Below are 6,122 nucleotides of genomic sequence, written 5' to 3'. Positions count from 1 at the left end.
GAGGTCACGCGCTTCCAGGTCCGCGCGAAGACTGTCGATTGTAGTTGAAATTCCCTTTGAAATCAACTGCTTATAGCGCCGTTCGGCACGGTGGGCGGCGCTGGCCGTGAGGAAGATCTTGAGCCCGGCGTCGGGGAAGATCACGGTGCCCATGTCGCGGCCGTCGGCCACCAGCCCCGGCAGGCGCCGGAAGCTGCGCTGCAGCGCCAGCAGGGCGGCGCGCACCGCCGGCAGCGCCGAAACCTGCGAAGCGTCCATGCCTGCGGCCTCAGTGCGGATGGCCTCGCTCACGTCCTCGCCGGCCAGCAGCGCCTTGCCCTCGCTGAAGACGAGGGGCAGGGCGCGCGCCAGTTCGGCGATCCGGGCCTCGTGCCCGGCTTCGGCTTCGAGCCCGGCGCGGCGCATCGCCAGCCCGGTCACGCGGTAGAGCGTGCCCGAGTCCAGGTAGTGGTAGCCAAGCCGCCGCGCCACCTCGACCGTCAGCGTGCCCTTGCCCGAAGCGGTCGGGCCGTCGATGCAGATCACCGGCACCTCGGTCGCCTCGGCGACAGAGAACAGCGTCTCGAAATAGTCGGGGAAAGTCTTGGCGACGCAGTGCGGTTCGAGGATGCGCAGCGCGACGCCGGCCGGATTGAAGGCCGCCAGCGAGAAGCACATCGCCACCCGGTGGTCGTCGTAGGTCTTGATGCTGGCCGGGCGCCAGCCGGCCGCCGCCAGCGGGTGGACGCGGATGAAGTCCGGGCCGTCCTCCACAGTCGCGCCGAGCTTGCGCAGTTCGTTGGCCATGGCGTCGATGCGGTCGGTTTCCTTCACGCGCCAGCTGGCGATATTGCGCAGCGTGCTCGGGCCATCGGCGTAGAGCGCCATCACGGCCAGCGTCATGGCGGCATCGGGAATATGGTTGGCATCGATGTCGATCGCCTTCAGCGGCCAGGCGCCGCGCGCGATCGCCAGCCAGTTGGCGCCGCTGTCGACGCGGGCGCCCATCTGCCGCGCAGCGTCGATGAAGCGGATGTCGCCCTGGATCGAATCGGCACCCACGCCCTCGATGCGCATGCCGGTCCCTTCGGCGATGGCGCCGAGCGCGATGAAATAGCTGGCCGACGAGGCGTCCGCCTCGATGTGGATGTCCCCCGGCGAGCGGTACCGGCTGCCGGCCGGAATGGTGAAGCGCTGCCAGCCCTCGCGCTCGACCGAGATGCCGAAGCGCGCCAGCAGGTTCAGCGTGATCTCGATGTAGGGCTTGGAGATCAGCTCGCCGACGACGTCGATCACGATGTCGCGCCGTGCCGCCAGCGGAAGTGCGAGCAGCAAGGCTGTCAGGAACTGGCTCGAGACGTCGCCGCGGACGCGGATCGGGGCGTCGAGCTGCAGCGCGTCGAGCGTCACCGGATGGATCTGCAGCGGTGGGTAGCCCGGGTTGYCGAGGTAGTCGACGCGGCAGCCGAGCTGGGTCAGGGCGTCGACCAGGTCGCCGATCGGCCGCTCGTGCATGCGCGGCACGCCGCTCAGCGCGAACTCGCCGCCGAGCAGCGCCAGCGCGGCCGTCAGCGGCCGCATCGCGGTGCCGGCGTTGCCGAGGAACAAGGACGCCGCCGGCGTCTTCAGCTGGCCGCCGAGGCCTTCGATGCGCAGGACGTCGCCCTCGCGTTCGATGACGCAACCGAGCGCTGCGAGCGCGTCGAGCATGACCCGCGTGTCGTCGGAATCGAGCAGGTCGTGCACGGTCGTGGTGCCGCTGGCCAGTGCCGCCAGCAGCAGCACGCGGTTCGAAATGCTCTTGGAGCCCGGCAGGCGAACCGTGCCGGCGGCGCCCGAAAGCGCCGGTATGTCGAGAAAGGGGGTCGAGAACATCGTCAGTCGGGAGAGGCGCCGGCGCCGGGTTGCCACTTCGAGCGAACCCCGCTCGCGGCCGCGATCGCGTCCTCGAGCGCCTGTGCGTTGCCCGTGCGCACCAGCGCCTCGAGTTGCGCCAGGGCCTCGCGGAAGCCCTGGGCCTGCAGCAGCACCTGGTCGCGGTTGGCCAGCAGGACGTCGCGCCACATGGTCGGGTCGCTGGCCGCGATGCGCGTGAAGTCGCGAAAGCCCGGGCCGGCCAGTTCCAGGATGCTCCCCCCTTGAGGGTGCGCCGCCAGGGCGTTGATGAAGGCGAAAGCAAGCAGGTGCGGCAGGTGGCTCACGGCCGCGAAGGCGCTGTCATGGGCTTCCGGCGTCATCGTCACCACCTTGGCGCCGATCGCGGTCCAGACCTTCGAGGCCCGCTGGACGTTGGAGCGCAAGGTAGCCTTGATCGGCGTCAGCACCACCTGGCGCCCGGTGTAGAGGTCGGCGTCGGCATGCTCCACTCCCGCCACTTCCTTGCCCGCGATCGGATGGGCGGGCACGAAGGCGCCGATCTGGTCCTGCAGGCCGCGTCGCGCGGCCTCGATGACGTCGCCCTTGGTCGAGCCGACATCCATCACCAGCATCTGGTCGTTGATGCCGTGGCGAATGGCCTTGAAGGTCTGCTCGGAGGCGCCGACCGGCACTGCGATCAGCACCAGTTCCGCACCCGACATCGCCAGCAGCGCCGAGGGCGCCGCGACGTCGATCACGCCGAGTTGCCGGGCGCGCTCGGTGGTCGACGGCGACTTGCTGTAGCCGACCACCCGCTTCACCAGCTTGGCGCGCTTGAGCGCCAGGGCGAACGAGCCGCCCATCAGTCCGCAGCCAATCAGACCCAACTGTTCGATCATCGTCCAGTGGCCTCAGTGCCCGCCCGGCCGCCCGAAGGGCACTGAGCACCCCCTCGGGGGCAGCGATACGCGAAGCGATGAGCGTGGGGGCTTTTCATGCGGTGATCGGGTAGGCGCCGAGGACCTTGTAGAACGCGCACAGCTTGCGCAGTTCGACGAGCGCGGCGGCGACGTTGGGTTGCGAGGGGTGGCCGTCGAGATCGATGTAGAAGTAGTACTCCCACTGGCCGGTGCGAGCCGGCCGCGATTCGAAGCGCGTCATCGAGACGTTGTTGGCCTTGAGCGGCACCAGCAGGTCGTGCACCGCGCCGGGCCGGTTCGGCACCGACACCACCAGGCTGGTGCAGTCGCGGCCGGTCGCCGGCGGCAYCGCCAGCGTCTGCGGCAGGCAGATGATGGCGAAACGGGTGCGGTTGTAGGAGTCGTCCTGGATCGCGTGGGCCACGATGTGGAGCCCGAAGCGGGTGGCTGCCCGCTCGCTCGCGAGCCCGGCCCAGGCCGGGTTGCCGGCGGCCAGGCGGGCGCCCTCGGCGTTGCTGGAGACCGCGCGCCGTTCGGCATTCGGCAGGTGCTTGGCGAGCCAGGTCTGGCACTGCGCCAGCGCCTGCGGATGGGCCAGCACGGCCTCGATGCCCTCGAGGGAGTTGCTCGAGCGCAGCAGGTGGTGGCGCACCAGCAGGCTGACCTCGCCGACCACGTGGGTGGGCGAATGCAGGAACAGGTCGAGCGAACGCGTGACCACGCCTTCGGTGGAATTCTCGACGCCGACCACGCCGTACTGGGCGCTGCCGGCGGCGGTGGCATGGAAGACTTCGTCGAAGCTGGCGCAATAGACCAGGTCGGCGGCGCCGCCGAAGTATTCGACCGCGGCCTGCTCGCAGAAGGTGCCTTCGGGGCCGAGCACGGCGACCCGCTGCGGCGATTCGAGGGCCAGGCAGGCCGACATGATCTCGCGCCAGATGGCGGCCACGTGCAGCGCCTTGAGCGGGCCGCCGTTGCTCTGCTGCATCTTCTCGATCACCTGGGCGACGCGATCGGGCCGGAAGAAGGGCGTCCCCTCGCGCTTCTTGACCTCGCCGACCTGCTCGGCGACGCGGGCGCGCCGGTTCAGGAGGTCGAGAAGCTGCTGGTCCAGCGAGTCAATCTGCACACGCAGATCGGCCAGGCTCGAGGAGGAGGAATCGGGAGCGGAAGGGGGTGGTGCTGAGGCGGTCATTCGGGTCGGGAGCGCGTGCCTCTACGCACGCGACCGCTCGAATTCTCGCATGTAGCCCACCAGCGCTTGAACGCCGGCCAGCGGCATTGCGTTGTAGATGCTCGCGCGCATGCCGCCGACCGACTTGTGGCCCTTGAGCTGAAGCAGTCCGGCCTCGCGGGCGCCGGCCAGGAAAGCCTCGTTGCGGCTCTCGTCGGCCAGGAAGAAGGGAATGTTCATGCGCGAGCGGCAGCCGGGGTCGACCTTGTTGGCGTAGAAGTCCGAGCCGTCGATGAAGTCGTACAGCAGCCGCGCCTTGGCGATGTTGCGCGCCTCCATGGCGGCGACGCCCTTGAGATCGCCTTCCGTCTGCTGCGCGAGCCACTGGAAGGTCAGTCCGGCGATGTAGATGCCCCAGGTCGGGGGCGTGTTGTACATCGAGTGGTTGTCGGCGACGGTCTTATAGTTGAAGGCGCTCGGGCAGATCTCGAGCGCATGGCCGAGCAGGTCGTCGCGCACGACCACGATAGTCAGGCCCGCCGGGCCGAGGTTCTTCTGGGCCCCGCCGAAGGCCAGTCCCACGCGCGACCAGTCGACCGGCCGCGAGGCCACGTGCGAGGAGAAGTCGATCACCAGCGGCGCCTTGCTGCCGAGTGCGGCCAGGTCCGGCAGCTGCTGGAACTCGATGCCGTTGATGGTTTCGTTGGTGCAGACGTGGACGTACGAAGCGTCCGGCGACAGCTGCCAGCCGGCCGGGTCCGGCAGCCGGGTGTGGCCGTCCGCCGCGTTGCTCGCGACCACCCTGGCTTCGCAGTAGCGCTGGGCTTCCTTCTGCGACTTGCTGCTCCAGCTGCCCGTGATGACGAAGTCGGCGCGGGTCCCGCGCGACAGGTTCATCGGCACGATCGCGTTCTCGCCGAGACCGCCGCCCTGCATGAACAGGATGTGGAACTGCGAAGGCACCGCGAGCAGGGTGCGAATGTCGGCCTCGGTCTGCGTGCAGATCGCGCCGAACTCCTTGCCGCGATGGCTCATTTCCATCACGCCCATGCCGCTGCCGTGCCAGTCGAGCATCTCGGAGGCGGCCTGCTGCAGCACCGCCTCCGGCATCGCGGCCGGACCGGCGGAGAAGTTGTACGGGCGCGGACCCGCCGCCTTCGTCACTTCTTGGCGGGCGCCTTGGCCGGCGCTGCCTTGCCTGCGGGCGCTCCGCCCTGTGCACCCGGCGCGCCCAGCGCCTTGGCGACGCTGGCGTCCAGCGCGACCATCTTCGGCTCGATCGTGGCGCGGGTTTCAGTCACCAGCTTCTCGGTCAGCGCGGTCTGCAGCTTGGGATTGACCTCCTGGTACTTCTTGCTCAGCGGCGAGCTGATCCAGGCCAGCAGCTGGCGCATTTCTTCCTCGCTGAAGTTCTGCTCCATGATCGGCGACAGGGCGGTCGGTGCCAGCTGCACGGCCTTGTCGCGCACGATCGGATAGGCCTCGTCGAAGTACTTCTTGAGCTCGACATCGGCTGCCTTGGCGGCGGCTTCGCGCTTTTCGGCCGGCACCTGCGTCTGCAGGTACTGGGAACCGGCCTGGGCGATCGGGGCGCTCGACTGCTCGACCAGCCCGCGCGCCAGCGACTCCACGCCGGGACGCTGCAGCTCGATGAACTGCTTGATCATGGCCGCCTTGTCCTGGGCCATGGCCAGCGAGCTGCCGGCGAGCGTGGCCGTCAGGAGCGCGAGTTTGAATTTATTCACTGGGGATTCTCCGTTGAAGATGAGGTGGAAGGATCGTCGGCGCCGGGTTCATTCTCGATATTCGCGTCATTTTCGACGATGCGCTGCAGCCCGCTGAGCTTGGCGCCTTCGTCGAGTCCGATCAGGGTGACGCCTTGCGTCGCACGCCCCAGTTCGCGGATTTCGGAGACTCGGGTGCGCACGAGGACACCCTTGTCGGTGATGAGCATGATCTCGTCGTCGGCATGCACGAGAGTCGCAGCCACCACCTTGCCGTTACGTTCACTTTGTTGAATCGCGATCATGCCCTTGGTTCCCCGGCCATGTCGCGTGTACTCGGTAATGCTTGTTCGTTTTCCGTAACCGTTTTCGGTCGCGGTCAGCACGCTCTGCTCCTCGTCCTCGGCCACCAGCATGGCGATCACGCCCTGGCCGTCCTCGAGGGTCATGCCGCGTACGCCGCGGGCG

The 6,122-nt window shown here is 68.5% G+C and carries 6 protein-coding genes; all 6 read right to left on the bottom strand.

Going from position 1 to position 6,122, the window contains the following annotated elements; all coding sequences use genetic code 11:
• A partial coding sequence (locus AC1DY5_RS38475; RefSeq protein ID WP_478119714.1) for a bifunctional 3-phosphoshikimate 1-carboxyvinyltransferase/cytidylate kinase occupies positions 1 to 1,854 on the bottom strand: 1,854 nt, incomplete at its 3' end.
• Positions 1,855 to 1,856: 2 nt separating this feature from the next.
• Positions 1,857 to 2,735 (bottom strand): prephenate dehydrogenase, encoded by an 879-nt coding sequence (locus AC1DY5_RS38470; RefSeq protein ID WP_478119713.1) that lies wholly within the window; start codon positions 2,733 to 2,735, stop codon positions 1,857 to 1,859.
• Positions 2,736 to 2,829: 94 nt separating this feature from the next.
• The gene (gene pheA, locus AC1DY5_RS38465) at positions 2,830 to 3,951 is read right to left on the bottom strand and encodes a prephenate dehydratase (RefSeq protein ID WP_478119712.1); all 1,122 of its coding nucleotides are present in this window, start codon (positions 3,949 to 3,951) and stop codon (positions 2,830 to 2,832) included.
• 21 nt (positions 3,952 to 3,972) lie between these two features.
• The gene (gene serC, locus AC1DY5_RS38460; protein WP_478119715.1) at positions 3,973 to 5,040 is read right to left on the bottom strand and encodes a 3-phosphoserine/phosphohydroxythreonine transaminase; all 1,068 of its coding nucleotides are present in this window, start codon (positions 5,038 to 5,040) and stop codon (positions 3,973 to 3,975) included.
• 50 nt (positions 5,041 to 5,090) lie between these two features.
• Positions 5,091 to 5,675 carry a DUF2059 domain-containing protein gene (locus tag AC1DY5_RS38455; protein ID WP_478119711.1) on the bottom strand — a complete coding sequence of 195 codons (585 nt, stop codon included), beginning with the start codon at positions 5,673 to 5,675 and terminating at the stop codon, positions 5,091 to 5,093.
• Positions 5,672 to 6,122, bottom strand: a 451-nt coding sequence (locus tag AC1DY5_RS38450) for a DNA gyrase C-terminal beta-propeller domain-containing protein (protein ID WP_478119710.1), incomplete at its 5' end; no start/stop codon positions are given. The genes AC1DY5_RS38450 and AC1DY5_RS38455, both read right to left, overlap by 4 nt.

The sequence above is a fragment of the Variovorax sp. P4_D9 genome (genome assembly GCF_056401695.1).
Note: the sequence above shows the minus strand (reverse complement) of the source record. Positions and strands in the feature narration are given on the sequence as shown.